Annotated in this window: 11 protein-coding genes; 3 read left to right on the top strand and 8 right to left on the bottom strand. The window is 57.8% G+C overall.

The window, feature by feature from the left end:
* Positions 1 to 93 precede the first annotated feature (93 nt).
* On the bottom strand, positions 94 to 1,719 hold the full coding sequence (locus ACYZTY_RS03915) for a glucan biosynthesis protein D (protein ID WP_461957378.1): 1,626 nt from the start codon (positions 1,717 to 1,719) through the stop codon (positions 94 to 96).
* A gap of 392 nt (positions 1,720 to 2,111) precedes the next feature.
* Between ACYZTY_RS03915 and ACYZTY_RS03920 the strand changes: the two genes are divergently transcribed.
* Positions 2,112 to 2,297 carry a hypothetical protein gene (locus ACYZTY_RS03920; protein ID WP_438662641.1) on the top strand — a complete coding sequence of 62 codons (186 nt, stop codon included), beginning with the start codon at positions 2,112 to 2,114 and terminating at the stop codon, positions 2,295 to 2,297.
* Positions 2,298 to 2,356: 59 nt separating this feature from the next.
* Here the strand turns inward: ACYZTY_RS03920 and ACYZTY_RS03925 are convergent, their stop codons facing one another.
* The gene (locus ACYZTY_RS03925; protein ID WP_461957379.1) at positions 2,357 to 2,869 is read right to left on the bottom strand and encodes a BRO-N domain-containing protein; all 513 of its coding nucleotides are present in this window, start codon (positions 2,867 to 2,869) and stop codon (positions 2,357 to 2,359) included.
* A gap of 443 nt (positions 2,870 to 3,312) precedes the next feature.
* Between ACYZTY_RS03925 and ACYZTY_RS03930 the strand changes: the two genes are divergently transcribed.
* Entirely contained in the window at positions 3,313 to 4,563 is a 1,251-nt protein-coding gene (locus tag ACYZTY_RS03930; RefSeq protein ID WP_461957380.1) for an AAA family ATPase, read from the top strand.
* Between the two features lie 2 nt (positions 4,564 to 4,565).
* Positions 4,566 to 5,192 carry an RloB family protein gene (locus ACYZTY_RS03935; protein ID WP_461957381.1) on the top strand — a complete coding sequence of 209 codons (627 nt, stop codon included), beginning with the start codon at positions 4,566 to 4,568 and terminating at the stop codon, positions 5,190 to 5,192.
* Positions 5,193 to 5,242: 50 nt separating this feature from the next.
* Here the strand turns inward: ACYZTY_RS03935 and ACYZTY_RS03940 are convergent, their stop codons facing one another.
* The 6 genes from ACYZTY_RS03940 to ydcS all read right to left on the bottom strand — a co-directional run bounded on the left by ACYZTY_RS03940 (position 5,243) and on the right by ydcS (position 12,709).
* Positions 5,243 to 6,727, bottom strand: a complete 1,485-nt coding sequence (locus tag ACYZTY_RS03940; RefSeq protein WP_461957382.1) for an APC family permease — start codon at positions 6,725 to 6,727, stop codon at positions 5,243 to 5,245.
* Positions 6,728 to 6,952: 225 nt separating this feature from the next.
* Positions 6,953 to 8,377: a gamma-aminobutyraldehyde dehydrogenase gene (locus ACYZTY_RS03945; protein ID WP_461957383.1), complete on the bottom strand. Its 1,425-nt coding sequence runs from the start codon at positions 8,375 to 8,377 to the stop codon at positions 6,953 to 6,955.
* Positions 8,378 to 8,547: 170 nt separating this feature from the next.
* Positions 8,548 to 9,372: an ABC transporter permease gene (locus ACYZTY_RS03950; RefSeq protein WP_461957384.1), complete on the bottom strand. Its 825-nt coding sequence runs from the start codon at positions 9,370 to 9,372 to the stop codon at positions 8,548 to 8,550.
* On the bottom strand, positions 9,362 to 10,309 hold the full coding sequence (locus ACYZTY_RS03955; RefSeq protein ID WP_461957385.1) for an ABC transporter permease: 948 nt from the start codon (positions 10,307 to 10,309) through the stop codon (positions 9,362 to 9,364). The genes ACYZTY_RS03950 and ACYZTY_RS03955 overlap by 11 nt, the downstream gene beginning before the upstream one ends.
* Before the next feature lies 1 nt (position 10,310).
* The gene (locus ACYZTY_RS03960; protein WP_131062597.1) at positions 10,311 to 11,348 is read right to left on the bottom strand and encodes an ABC transporter ATP-binding protein; all 1,038 of its coding nucleotides are present in this window, start codon (positions 11,346 to 11,348) and stop codon (positions 10,311 to 10,313) included.
* A 209-nt stretch (positions 11,349 to 11,557) separates the two neighbouring features.
* Positions 11,558 to 12,709: a putative ABC transporter substrate-binding protein YdcS gene (gene ydcS, locus ACYZTY_RS03965; protein ID WP_461957386.1), complete on the bottom strand. Its 1,152-nt coding sequence runs from the start codon at positions 12,707 to 12,709 to the stop codon at positions 11,558 to 11,560.
* Positions 12,710 to 12,748: the final 39 nt, after the last annotated feature.

A 12,748-nucleotide genomic window follows, 5' to 3' on the forward strand; every position in this document is an offset into this window, starting at 1 on the left:
GTCTTCGCGGGCAGGCTCGCTCCTACAGTTAATCGCATGCCCCTGTAGGAGTGAGCCTGCTCGCGATGGGGCGGCCCAGACAAACTCTTACTATCAGGTGTACTTACGCTTATCCGGCGCCGGAGGGAAATACTGGTACAACCAGGTCTCACTCAACGTCCGGTCATTGGTGCGAATAAACAACCGTAGCTCAACCGGCGCCACGCTGTCGTTGGTCGGGTACCAGTCGAAGGTAATCCGATAGCCCTTGATGTCATCCAGCACCAACACATTGAAGTCCTTCACCTCACCGTTCGAGCACGTGACAACCGGCTCGATCCCTGCGCCTTCCGGCAAACGGTCCAGACCGCCACCGGTGAAGTCCACGGCAAACCGTCGTGCCCAGACTTGCGGGTAATGCTCGCCCGGCGCCCAGCCTTCGATGAAGCCGCCCATGCCCGAACGGGTCGCGTTGACCCGCGCCAACGGTGTGCCCACGGGTGGCAGGGCGCTCCAGTAGAGTTTGTAGCCATAGTTCAGGGAATCACCGGCCGCGACCGGTTTTTTCGGGGTCCAGAACGCGACGATGTTATCGAGGGTTTCGCCAGTCGTAGGAATTTCCAACAAATCGATAGAGCCTTCGCCCCAAGCAGTCGTAGGTTCTACCCACAGGCTCGGGCGCTTGCTGTACCAGTCGACGGTGTCCTGATAATTGGCGAACTCGTGATCGGTCTGCAGCAGGCCGAAACCTTTCGGATCGGTGTCGGCGAAGGCGTTGAATTGCAGGGTCGCCGGGTTGTTCAGCGGCCGGCAGATCCACTCGCCGTTGCCGCGCCACATGGCCAGTCGGTCGGAGTCGTGGATTTGCGGGTGAATGGTGTCGCACATGCGGCGCTCATGGGTGCCGCAGCTGAACATGCTGGTCATCGGTGCGATGCCCAGTTGTTCGATGGCGGTGCGCGCATTGATGTGGGCATCAACCTCCATCACCACGCGTTCGGCCTGGCAATCAATGTCAAAGCGGTACGCGCCGGTGGCGCTCGGCGAATCCAGCAGGGCGTAGACCACAAAGCGGGTGCTGTCCTTGTTCGGGGTCTCGAACCAGAACTTGGTGAAGTCCGGGAACTCCTCCCGTTTCTTGGCGTAGGTATCGACCGCCAGCCCGCGGGCTGACAGACCGTACTGGCCAGTGGCGTCTACCGCACGGAAATAACTGGCGCCGAGAAAGGACAACACGTCATGCCTGTCCAGTTCCGGTGCCTTGAACAACTTGAATCCGGAAAACCCCAGGTCGCCGGTCAGCTGTTTGGTGTCGACCGTGGTTTTTTCATAGTTGAACAGAGAAGGGCGGAAATGCACTTCACGTGCCTGACGCGTCTTGGGGTCGACGCTGTACATGCGCACCGGCTGCTTGAAGCCCATGCCAACGTGGAAAAACTGCACGTCCAGCTGACCGTTCAGGTCCTTCCACAGCGAGTGGTTGCCGTCGTAGCGGATCGCGTTGAAATTCTGCGGCGTCATGGTCGCCAGCGTCGGCGGCAGCACCTGCTTGGTGTCCTGATAGCGATTGCCGGCGAGTTGCTTGGCCTGAATCTTCAGCGCCTCGAAATCGAACGCCTGAGCCTCGCCATCAGCGGCTCCGGTGCCCGCCCATGCACGCGCGGCCAGCAAGCCGGAGGCTGACAAGCCGGTATAGGCAGCGATGGCCATGGACGCTTTGAGCAAATTCCTGCGATGCATAAGTACAACCTGTCGTTAACAATCCCGCGCCGTTCCTGGCACGTGCTGGATCAAAAATATCGGTTCGGACATGCCTTCGGCCAAACGCAACGGACTCTAAACAGATGCCAATTAGCTTAAACCGTTCGGCCGCAGAGAAAAAATGATTGGTAGCACTTTGATGATGCGGCAATGAAACAAGAAATGTCGGTTAAGTTTTCCGACAGCACTTTCTGATTTATAGGGCATTTCTGCTTTTTTTGACTAATTACTCTAAAAACTGCTTTTCAGCGTCGGGAATGTTCCTATTCTGTGTGCATGACCGGTTTCTGCCCTTCAGGCCGGCGGCTAATGAAAAGGATAGGGCGATGCGGTTTTTGAAGTTTTCTCGGTCTTATAGAAGGACATCGTCCATGACGAAAGTACAAGGCATCACTGAAATGTTAGGAATCTTTCCCTGCCTGGCGACCGGGCGGCGAAGGCATCGCCTCAATTCGGACGAAATGAAGCTGTTGGAGCGGTATCGCGAATTGTCGGAGAGCGACCGGATCGCGATGCGGTATCTGGTGGATGCGATGCGGAGTGTTTCGCGGTTTTGAGCGATAAACCAAGGGGCGGACTGTGAAGTCTGCCCCTTTTTCATTCTTTCACCCTTCCCTCAACTGCAAGTGCCCACGATCGTGAACGGTCGTTGTGCCTGCATCAGATCAGGCACGTCCCGCCACTTGATCCACGCCTGATTCTGCCAATGCAACAGCGGCACCGAGATGCCTGCCCACTGCAACGAGCTGAGGCTTGGAATGTTATCCACAGATGGCGCATTCGAATTACGCAGCATGGGGATGACTTCGTTGCTCAACCATTGGCGCAGGTTTCGGTTTTCCGGGATGAAATGATGGACAAGCAGGGCATACATTCCCGATTCGCTGACCATCAGCGATTCGACGGTTTTGCCGTCCTTCTGCAGCCAGACGTATCGGCGTTGATCGGGATCAAGTTTAAAAGTGAGGCGTTGGTCCAGCGGACGGCCCATCAGGCGACCGAGGACCTGGACGCAGAACCAGGCTTGGTTGTCTTGCATGAAAGCGTGGAGGAAGCGGTTGTGGCGGGTGAAGACAGTGGGGGTGAAATGAGGATGGGTTTCAGACGGATTTAGCGTGTGCTTAAGCATTTTTCGACTCCATGTTGAAAAAGGAGCCGCCACTAATCCTTCGACAGATTATGGGTGGCGGACCGTGCGGCGTTCGAAGTCGGAACATTCTCGATCAACACGGAAAAGCCGAGAGGCCCGCGCCACACGGCCCACCATAAAGCGAAACTGAAAGGCAAAAAATTGCCCCAGTTCATATGGGGGCGCGGATGCGCCATGTTGATGATTTCCCGGCTTCGACCCCGGGTCGCTGATTTGGCAGCGACGAGGTAAAGCCTATCGTTCAGGCGCTCGCGGCGCCAAGTCTACTCTGGCGCCGCATGTTGTAGGAATTGGAGCTTTTACGGGAAGGTTCGGTCTGTAGGAATTTCCTGTTTTCGCCCGAAGTGCAGGCAAGCCGCATCATTGCCGTGGTTTTTCCTATAGTTTTTTCCGCTTTCAGGAACGAACTGCAGGTTTGCTACATGTTGATCGAATTTTCAGTTTCCAATTACCGCTCCTTCCGTGACAGGCAAACCCTGTCCATGGCAGCGACGCCGCGCCTGAGCAAAAAGCGCAACATCTTCAAGCCGCCGGTGAACGGAGAGAAGCTACCGGATTTACTGAAGGTCGCTGCGATATACGGGCCGAACGCGTCGGGTAAATCGTCGCTGGTCCGGGCGATGGGAATCATGGGAAGTTTGCTCGCTTCGCCCCCGGTCTCAAATGAGGAGCCACTGCCGGTTTCCCCGTTTCGCTTTGACCCGCTGCTTAAAGACCAGCCAAGTTGTTTCGAATACAACTTTATTCAAGGCACACTCCGCTATCGGTTTGTACTGCGCATGACGGCTCAGCGAATACTCGAGGAACACCTCGTTTCATACCCCAAGGGCAAGGAAACACTGTTGTATCAGCGGTGTTTGGGTGAGGAGGGTGAGCAGTACGTTTTTGGTTCAAGCCTCGAGGGGGGCAAAGAGGTTCACAATGCCTGGCGACGTTTGACCAGTCCGAAGATGTTGTTTATTGCGCAGGCCGTCGCGAATAGCAGCGAAGAGCTGACGCAATTGCGAGAACCCTTCACCTGGTTTCAATCCGGACTTCTCGTCATTGAGCAGAACAACATGATGGGGTTGTCGGCGGCATCCATAAGGTTTCTTCAAATGGCATCGGACTACACCAGCGACTTGAGAGACTTTCTGAAGGAGGTCGATATTCCAGTCTCGGATATTCAGCTCAATACTGATGCAGACTCTGCTCCAGCCAGTAAAAAACTCACGCTTAAAGAGTTCTTCGCCGCGGCGCGAAAAGACAAAGTGACCCTGACGCATACGAGTCATTTGGGGAAAGCGGAGTTTGATTTCTCTGAAGAGTCCGGCGGCACGAAAAACCTGATTGGATTCTGGTTGCCCTGGTTCATGATCAATCACACCGATGGGAGCGGGATACTGGCCGTCGATGAGTTGGACAGCAGCCTTCACCCGGCAACAGTCGCTGATCTGATTGCAAAACATTTGGACAGCGGGCAGAACACCCAGCTGATTTTTACAACTCACGACACCCATCTGATGAATACCCAGACGCTTCGGCGAGATCAAATCTGGATCACCGAGCGCGATGCCAATGGTGCAACTTGCCTTTTTTCCGTCCACGATTTTGACGGGCGCGAGGGAGAAGATGTCGAAAAGCGTTACTTCGAAGGCCGTTACCGTGGTTTGCCGCTGATCAGGCGGAGGTGACCATGGTGCGCACGACACGCTTATTTGATCGAAAGAAATCGCGGTTCAAACCGCAACCCAAAGTACTGATCCTTTGTGAGGACAGTCAGTCAGGAAAGCGATACCTGGAGGATGCGGCATTTCACTTTCGAGCCAATGCTCAAGTTGAAATTGCTCATTGCGGCGTGACTCATCCAAGTGGGATTGTCGAAAGGGCAATTGCACGGCAAAAAAACTTCGATAAGGTTTTTTGTGCCTTGGACCGCGACACTCATCTTTGCTTCGACCGTGCGGTCGACTTGGCAAAGCCGCATCCCAAGATAAAAGTGATAGCGTCTTTTCCCTGTTTCGAGTTTTGGTTGCTACTGCACTTTGGCTACAACAGAAAGCCATTCGCTGCTGCGGGAGGGAAATCCCCACGCGATCTTGTCACCAAAAGTCTTAGGGGCCAGCCTCTGATGGAGGGTTATGAGAAGGGTAAAAATGTCAGTCATTTTGATCTGTTGAAGGGAGAGCCTTTTATTACTGCCAGGACACTCGCCCCTCGAATTCTTCTCGATGCTGTTAACAGCGGTGAGCCCAACCCCAGCACTGAAATCCATCTGCTGATGAATGAGTTTGAAAGCCTTTCCAGGCCTCAATCGATCTAACCTCGAAACAACTCGCCCCGGCACAACAACCAGCCCCGGGGCGAACTCATTTACCGACTAACCTTCCAGGCATCCCCCGCAGGCGCAGTCCCGTGGTCATACGGCTTGGCAATCCACATGTACAACAACCCCAACCCAATAACGATCGCCGTACTCAGCACCATCGCGTAGTTGATGTACCACGCCGCATCCGGCGTGCGCGGCCAGGCCATGTTGATGATTGCGCCGACGCCGTAAACCAGCGCGCCGATGTTCACGGGCCAGCCCCAGGCACCGAGGGTGAATTTGCCGCTCGGTTTCCAGCCTTTCATGCGCGCATACAGCGCGGCGAGCACGATCATCTGGAACGCCAGGTAGATGCCGATCGCGGCGAAGCTGACGATCGTGGCCACTGCGTCTTGCAGGAAGAAGCCGAGGATGATGATCAGTGCAGGCAGGACGCCGGACACGAACAGTGCAGCAACTGGCACCTGCGTCGTAGGAGAGATCTTCTTCAGCAGTGAGCTGCCGATGACCATTTCATCCCGGGCGTAGGAATACAGCAGACGACTCGCCGCCGCTTGCAGGCTGATGACGCAGGAGATGAAGGAAATCATCACCACGCCCATGACCACTTTCGAACCGACCGGGCCGAAGGCGTTGTTGAGGATTGTGGTGACCGGGTCTTTGTCGGTGCCGTTGATCACGGCTTGCATGTCCGGTACGGCGAGGATCAGCGCCAGGCAGGCGAACATCGCCGCGATGCCGCCGATGTAGATGGTCATGCGCATCGCCACCGGGATTTGTTTGCTCGGGTTCGGGGTTTCTTCGGCGACATCGCCGCAGGCCTCGAAGCCGTAGTACAGGAACATCCCCGCCAGCGAGGCGGTGAGGAAGGCCGGCAAGTACGAGCCGTTGATGCTGATATCGAAGGTGTTGAACAACACGCTGATCGACTGGTGACGCTCGAAGATCAGCAGATAAACGCCAACAATCACTGCGCCGACCAGTTCGCAGAGGAAGCCGAACATGGCGATCCGCGCCAGCACTTTGGTGCCGCTGAGGTTGACCAGGGTGGCGAACAGCGTCAGGAACAGCGCGATGACGATGTTGGTGTTGTTGCTCGGTTCAAAACCCATCATTGCGGCCAGGTACGGGCCGGCACCGACGGCAACGGCAGCGATGGTGACGCACAGGGCGATGGAGTAGATCCAGCCGACCATCCACGCCCAGCGCTTGCCCACCAAGCGGCGAGCCCACGGATACACGCCGCCGGAAATCGGGAACTGCGAGACCACTTCACCGAAGATCAGGCACACCAGCAACTGGCCGCAACCGACCAGCAAATAGGCCCAGAACATCGGTGGTCCACCGGCGGCGAGGCACAGTCCGAACAGGGTATAAACCCCTACGACCGGGGAGAGATAAGTGAAGCCCAGGGCGAAGTTTTCCCACAGGCTCATGCTGCGATTGAAGTTCGAGGTGTAACCCAGCTTGCGTAGCTGCTCGGCATCGCTGTCCGCGACGGGTACAGCGAGTTCGGGGGTTGTATCCATGGTGTTAGCTCCGGAAAATCGGCAGATTTCGGATGTCCGAAACCGTGGCGGGGCCGTGAAGGCGCTGCCCGGGTCGGTGGTTATTGTTTTGTTTTTCTGGCTTTGAAACCTGGTGGTGCGTGGTGCCGGTTTCTGCCTTGAAACCGAGGTGACGCCTTCGCGGGCAAGCCACGCTCCTACGGGATTGCGGTGAACCCGTAGGAGCGAAGCTTGCTCGCGAAGCTTTTAGTGCTTGAACATCACATGCCGAACGACGGTGTAGTCCTCCAGCCCGTACATGGACATGTCCTTCCCGTAGCCGGACAGTTTCTGACCGCCATGGGGCATTTCGCTGACCAGCATGAAGTGCGTGTTCACCCAGGTGCAGCCGTACTGCAAGCGTGCAGACAAGCGATGTGCGCGACCGACGTCCGAGGTCCAGACCGACGACGCCAGGCCGTAATTCGAATCGTTGGCCCAGCCCAGCACCTGTGCTTCATCGGAGAATTTGGTCACCGACACCACCGGCCCGAACACTTCGCGACGAACGATTTCGTCGTCCTGCTGGGCATCCGCCAACACGGTCGGTTCGAAGAAGAAACCATTGCCCTCCACAGACTTGCCGCCGGTGACCAGACGGATATGCGGTTGCGCCACGGCACGTTCGACAAACCCGGCCACACGGTCGCGATGTTGTGCAGTGATCAACGGCCCCAGCTCGGTCGACGGATCATCCTGCAACCCATACTTGATGCTGCTGACCGCTTCGCCGAGCTTCTCGACGAATTTGTCGTAGATGCCTTCCTGCGCATAGATACGGCAAGCCGCGGTGCAGTCCTGGCCGGCGTTGTAGAAACCGAAGGTGCGAATACCTTCCACGGCGGCGTCGATATCGGCGTCGTCGAAGATGATTACCGGAGCCTTGCCGCCCAATTCCATGTGCATGCGTTTGACGCTGTCGGCGGTGCTGGAAATGATGTTCGAACCGGTGGCGATCGAACCGGTGAGCGAAACCATGCGCACTTTCGGATGGGTGACCAGCGGGCTGCCCACCGTAGGACCCCGACCAAACACCAGGTTGAGCACACCAGCCGGGAAAATTTCCGACGCCAATTCAGCCAGACGCAGTGCAGTCAGAGGGGTTTGTTCCGACGGTTTGAGCACCACGGTATTACCGGCGGCGAGGGCCGGGGCGATTTTCCAGGCGACCATCATCAGCGGGTAGTTCCACGGCGCGATGGAGGCGATTACACCGACCGGGTCGCGGCGGATCATCGAGGTGTGGCCGGGCAAGTATTCGCCGCCCGCCGAACCGCTCATGCAACGGCTGGCGCCGGCGAAGAAACGGAACACGTCGGCAATCGCCGGGATCTCGTCGTTCAGCGCGGCGCTGTAAGGTTTGCCGCAGTTGTCCGACTCCAGTTTGGCCAGCTCTTCACCGTGGACTTCAATGGTGTCGGCGAGTTTGAGCAGCAGTAATGAACGTTCTTTGGGGGTGGTTTGTGACCAGCTTTCGAAGGCGCTGTCGGCAGCACGCACGGCGGCATCGACCTGGGCTTCGCTGGCTTCGTTTATCTCCACCAGCACACGACCGAGGGCCGGGTTGAATACGGGTTGGGCGGGGCCGTCGCCGTCGATCAGTTGGCCGTTGATCAAGAGTTTGGTTTGCATGGCATTTGTCCTCACTAACACTTTTATTTTTCTGCCTGAACCGGATCTAAATGTAGGAGTGAGCCTGCTCGCGATAGCAGTCTTACTGTCGACATTACTGTTGAATAACAGTCAGTCATCGCGAGCAGGCTCACTCCTACAGAGATTCGGTTCCTTCAGTGCTCATTCAGTTATTTCCCGCCACTGCCCGCCACGCTCTCACCACCCCGGGTCAGGTAATACGCGCCGAGAATCGGCAGCATGGTCACCATCATCACCAGCATCGCGACGACGTTGGTCACCGGCACGTCCCGTGGGCGGCTGAGCTGATTGAGTAGCCACAGCGGCAGGGTGCGTTCATGGCCGGCGGTGAAGGTAGTGACGATGATCTCGTCGAACGACAGCGCAAACGCGAGCATGCCGCCGGCCAGCAGCGCCGAGCCGAGGTTCGGCAAGACGATGTAGCGGAAGGTCTGCCAGCCGTCGGCACCGAGGTCCATCGAGGCTTCGATCAGACTGTGTGAAGTGCGACGCAAACGGGCGATGACGTTGTTGTAGACGATCACCACACAGAAGGTCGCGTGGCCGACGATGATGGTGAACATCCCCGGTTCGATCCCCAATGTCTTGAACGTCGCCAGCAGCGCGATCCCGGTGATGATCCCGGGCAGCGCAATCGGCAGGATCAGCATCAGCGAGATGCCTTGCTTGCCGAAGAAATCCCGCCGATACAACGCCGCGGAGGCGAGGGTGCCGAGGACCATCGCGATCAACGTTGCGATGGCGGCAATTTCAGCTGACAGCTTGATCGCCTCCAGCACGTCGGGACGGGAAAACGCCACGCTGAACCACTTCAGGGTGAAGCCCTTGGGTGGAAAACTGAACGCCGCCTCTTCGGTGTTGAAGGCGTACAGGAAGATGATCAGGATCGGGAAGTGCAGAAACACCAACCCGCCCCAGGCTGCGATTTTTAATCCGATGGAAGCCTGCCGTTGTGATGAAGAGTCAGAGTGCATCGAAGGCCCCCAGTCGTTTGACGATGGTCAGGTAAATAGCGATCAACACAATCGGCACCAGCGTGAAGGCCGCCGCCATCGGCATGTTGCCGATCGCGCCTTGCTGGGCATAAACCATGCTGCCGACGAAGTAGCCCGGCGGCCCCACCAGTTGCGGCACGATGAAGTCGCCCAGGGTCAGGGAAAAGGTGAAGATCGAACCGGCCGCGATGCCTGGAATCGACAGCGGCAAAATCACCTGCATAAAGGTCTGGCGCGGCTTGGCACCGAGGTCGGCAGAAGCCTGCAGCAGAGACGGCGGCAGACGTTCCAGTGAAGCCTGGATCGGCAGAATCATGAACGGTAGCCAGATGTAGACGAACACCATGAAACGGCCCAGATGCGAGGTAGACAACGTGCTGCCGCCCACACCGGGAATGCCCAGCACGAACTGCAAAACCGGCTCCAGTCCCAAGTGTTGAACGAACCACTGCGCCACGCCGCCCTTGGCCAGCAGCAAAGTCCAGGCATACGCCTTGACGATGTAACTGGCCCACATCGGCATCATTACCGCGATGTAAAAAAACGCCTTGGTCTTGCCGGTGGTGTAACGCGCCATGTAGTAGGCAATCGGGAACGCGACGATGGCGCTGGCGATCGACACGGCAACGGCCATGCCCAGAGTGCGCAGGATGATGTCGAAGTTCGCCGGCTGGAACAGCGCTGCAAAGTTCGCCAGGGTCAGGTCGGGGGTGACCGCCATGGTGAAGTCATCGAAGGTGTAGAAGCCTTGCCACAGCAGGACCAATAGCGAGCCGAGATAAATTGCACCGAACCACAGCAGCGGCGGCACCAGCAGCAGCGACAGGTAGAAATTCGGTCGGCGATACAGCAGGTTGGAAAACCTGCGTAACGGCGAACCGCCGGCCGGAGTTTGAGGGATAACCACGCTGGTCATCTCACACCCCGCCAACAACGGTGTCGTGTAGCGGGATCATCGCTTCGCGCGCCCAGCGTGCGCTGATGCGTTGCCCGGTCTGGTGCTGGGCGCTGACGTCCAGCCACTGCACGTTGGCCTGGCTGATATTGAGGGTCTGGCCGTTTTCCAGTTTCAGTTCGTAGCGCGTGGCGCTGCCCTGGTACTGAATGTCGTGAAGCAAGCCGCTGACTTCGATCTCGTGACTGGCCAGCGGACCTTCGGCGAAACGCACGTGTTCCGGGCGAATCGAAAACGGCTGTGGATTGCCGCTCAATTGCTTCGCCAGATCACCGCGAATCACGTTGGACGTGCCGACGAATTCCGCGACGAATGTGGTGGCCGGTTTCATGTACAGGTTGCGCGGTGTGTCGACCTGCTCGATGCGGCCCTTGTTGAATACGGCCACGCGGTCGGACATCGACAGCGCTTCGGTCTGGTCGTGGGTGACGAAGATGAAGGTGATGCCGAGCTGGCGTTGCAGCTTCTTCAACTCGCTCTGCATTTGTTCGCGCAGCTTCAAATCGAGCGCGCCCAACGGCTCGTCGAGAAGCAGTACGCGGGGGCGATTGACCAGGGCGCGGGCCAGGGCCACACGCTGGCGCTGACCGCCGGAAAGTTGCACCGGTTTACGCTCGCCGTAGCCACCGAGGGCGACCATGTCGAGGGCTTCTTCGGCACGTTTCTGCCGTTCGGCTTTACCGACGCCTTTGACTTTCAAGCCGTAGGCGACGTTGTCGAGCACGTTCATGTGCGGGAACAGCGCGTAATCCTGAAACACCGTGTTGACGTCACGCTCATACGGCGGCAGCCCGGCGGCTTCTTCGCCATGAATTCGAATAGAACCTGCGCTCGGTTGTTCGAAACCGGCGATCAGGCGCAAACACGTGGTTTTGCCCGAGCCGGAAGGGCCCAGCATGGAAAAGAACTCGCCGTCCTGGATATCGATGGAAACCCGGTCAACGGCCTTCACTTCGCCGAACTGACGGGAAACGTTGGTGAACTGGACTGCAAGCGTCATGGTGCTCAACTCCAAAAATCTGAATCTTCAAAAGCATCGTCGGATCGCCGTCGGAGCCGACTCGCTCCCACAGATTTTGCGGTGATCTTGTGGGAGCGATCTGTAGCAGCTGCCGAGGAACGAGGCTGCGTTGGGCTGCGCAGCGGCCCCCGAGGGCGGTCCTGCGGACACGCAACGCAGCCTCGTTCCTCGGCAGCTGCTACAAGGGACTAGCGACCGCCCATGATCGCGATGTAGTCCTGGGTCCAGCGGCTGTACGGCACGAACTTGCCGCCTTCAGCCTGCGGGGTTTTCCAGAAGGCGATCTTCTCGAACTGGTCGAAGCCGTTGGTTTTGCAACCTTCGGCACCGAGCAGCTCGCTCGCTTTGCAACCCTCAGGAACCGCCGGCAACGAACCGAACCAGGCGGCCAGGTCACCCTGGACTTTGGGTTGCAGCGAATGGTCCATCCACTTGTAAGCGCAGTTCGGGTGCTTGGCGTCGGCGTGCAGCATGGTGGTGTCGGCCCAACCTGTTGCGCCTTCCTTTGGAATGACCGAGGCCACCGGCTGCTTGTCCGCCACCAGACCGTTGACCATGTAGCCCCAGGTGCTGGACGCCACGACGCCTTCGTTCTTGACGTCACTCATTTGCACGGTCGCGTCGTGCCAGTAGCGATGGATCAGAGGCTGCTGTTTACGAAGCAGGTCCAGCGCCGCTTTGTATTGCACTTCGTTGAGCTGGTACGGGTCCTTGATGCCCAGCTCCGGCTGTTTCGATTTGAGATAAAGCGCCGCATCGGCGATATAGATCGGGCCGTCATAGGCTTGAACCCGACCCTTGTTGGACTTGCCGTCCGGCAGGGTTTGCTCTTCGAACACCACACTCCAGCTGTCCGGTGCCGTCTTGAACACGTTGGTGTTGTACATCAACACGTTCGGGCCCCACTGATACGGAGTGCCGTAGGTTTGGTTATTGACGACGTACCACGGGCCATCCTTGAGACGAGGGTCGATGTTCTTCCAGTTCGGGATCAACGCGGTGTTGATCGGCTGCACACGCTTGCCGGCGATCAACCGCAACGAGGCATCGCCCGATGCGGTCACCAGGTCATAACCGCCCTTGGCCATCAGGCTGACCATTTCATCGGAAGTCGCCGCGGTCTTCACATTGACCTTGCAGCCGGTTTCCTTTTCAAAACCGGTCACCCAGTCGTACGCCTTGTCGCTTTCGCCACGTTCGATGTAGCCGGGCCACGCCACGATATCCAGCTGACCTTCGCCGGCACCGACGGCTTTCAGCGGTTCAGCGGCCTGGAGGCTGGCGCTGGCCAACAGCGCGGTGGTGATTGCACTGAGCAGTGCGGTCTTGTGCACGAACATGGGAATTCCCTCTTCTTTAATTATGGTCGGGGCAGTTGT

The organism is Pseudomonas sp. LB1P83 (assembly GCF_054897885.1).

Coding starts and splice junctions, on each gene's coding strand:
- ACYZTY_RS03960 (WP_131062597.1), bottom strand. CDS start 11,348: ATGACGCTTGCAGTCCAGTTCACCAACGTTTCCCGTCAGTTCGGCGAA.
- ACYZTY_RS03930 (WP_461957380.1), top strand. CDS start 3,313: ATGTTGATCGAATTTTCAGTTTCCAATTACCGCTCCTTCCGTGACAGG.
- ACYZTY_RS03955 (WP_461957385.1), bottom strand. CDS start 10,309: ATGACCAGCGTGGTTATCCCTCAAACTCCGGCCGGCGGTTCGCCGTTA.
- ACYZTY_RS03925 (WP_461957379.1), bottom strand. CDS start 2,869: ATGCTTAAGCACACGCTAAATCCGTCTGAAACCCATCCTCATTTCACC.
- ACYZTY_RS03940 (WP_461957382.1), bottom strand. CDS start 6,727: ATGGATACAACCCCCGAACTCGCTGTACCCGTCGCGGACAGCGATGCC.
- ydcS (WP_461957386.1), bottom strand. CDS start 12,709: ATGTTCGTGCACAAGACCGCACTGCTCAGTGCAATCACCACCGCGCTG.
- ACYZTY_RS03935 (WP_461957381.1), top strand. CDS start 4,566: ATGGTGCGCACGACACGCTTATTTGATCGAAAGAAATCGCGGTTCAAA.
- ACYZTY_RS03945 (WP_461957383.1), bottom strand. CDS start 8,377: ATGCAAACCAAACTCTTGATCAACGGCCAACTGATCGACGGCGACGGC.
- ACYZTY_RS03915 (WP_461957378.1), bottom strand. CDS start 1,719: ATGCATCGCAGGAATTTGCTCAAAGCGTCCATGGCCATCGCTGCCTAT.
- ACYZTY_RS03950 (WP_461957384.1), bottom strand. CDS start 9,372: ATGCACTCTGACTCTTCATCACAACGGCAGGCTTCCATCGGATTAAAA.
- ACYZTY_RS03920 (WP_438662641.1), top strand. CDS start 2,112: ATGACGAAAGTACAAGGCATCACTGAAATGTTAGGAATCTTTCCCTGC.